Below are 1018 nucleotides of genomic sequence, written 5' to 3'. Positions count from 1 at the left end.
CGCGATTCGTACCTGCTGGTCAGAAATCTGGCCTCGAATCCTAAACCGGATTGCTCAAATGAAATCTGCGTATGGCTATGGGGACACTCCACTGAACCCAGCCTCCGACTGGTTTAGCATTTCGGTACCAACAGATCCTTTAGCGACCGGAGCAGAATGGAGCGTGATGCTGCAGGCAGCCGAAGCTGGATGGTTGATTGATTTCGAGGGCTGGGAAGATTCTGGTGGACAAGGCGTCTTCTGATTGGTTCCGTTACCGACGAAGGCAGAACAATCCAATGCACCCGAGCGGCGAAGTCGGGCGTTTTCAAATGGACAATCTCTCGTCGCCGCCGGGTGATTGGTGACGTTACCCGACCGATGCCAAGACCAATCGCCGAGACCCCCTACGCTTCGCCTTCTTATGCACCTCAAGGTGGGAGCTTGTCCTGCAGGTTCTTATGGCGTGCACTCGGTGGCCTGTCACTCCTGATTGGCTCCCTTGCGCTGCTGTCCGGCTTGTATTCGCTCACCCTCTTGATCACAGACCCACTTTATGGCCCTCTTGCGACACTTGTTACTCGCATGCGACTGGCTGGAACAGCCTTCTACCTTGTTTTGGCATCGCTGTTACTTGCTTCCGCCTACCTCATGCTCTCGGGAAAACACATCTTTGGCTCTATTTTGCTTTTGGCCGCATTCTGCGTGATCATTGCAGTTTTCCTCTCTTCATGACAATGTTTCTTCTGACCTGACTGGCAATTTTCGGGTAACCAAGTGATGCAACGGAGGACGGGTGGTTCGTTTTCTCGTCTGCTTGCACGTCTTTCGCCCGTCCCCGCTGATCACCTACGTTACCCGACTGGAGTGTTTGTACTGACATGGGCCTAGGTGAAGCCTCACTCGCGGTCTTTTTCGACATCTTGAAGATCGCTCTAAGAGCCTATCCGGAAACCGATTCAGGTTGTAAGTCGATATTTGAACGGAGGTTGGTCGCCAGCGGGTGCAAGTCTTCGGAGCATCCGTCCGATTGATGCGA

At 53.4% G+C, this 1018-nt stretch carries 1 protein-coding gene; it reads left to right on the top strand.

Features of this window, described 5'->3' with window-relative positions; translation table 11 throughout:
- The coding region (locus LOC70_RS12815; protein ID WP_230253980.1) for a hypothetical protein at window positions 1–244 on the top strand (244 nt) is incomplete at its 5' end.
- Window positions 245–1018 lie beyond the last annotated feature (774 nt).

The sequence above is a fragment of the Rhodopirellula halodulae genome (genome assembly GCF_020966775.1).
Taxonomy (GTDB): domain Bacteria; phylum Planctomycetota; class Planctomycetia; order Pirellulales; family Pirellulaceae; genus Rhodopirellula; species Rhodopirellula halodulae.
Note: the sequence above shows the minus strand (reverse complement) of the source record. Positions and strands in the feature narration are given on the sequence as shown.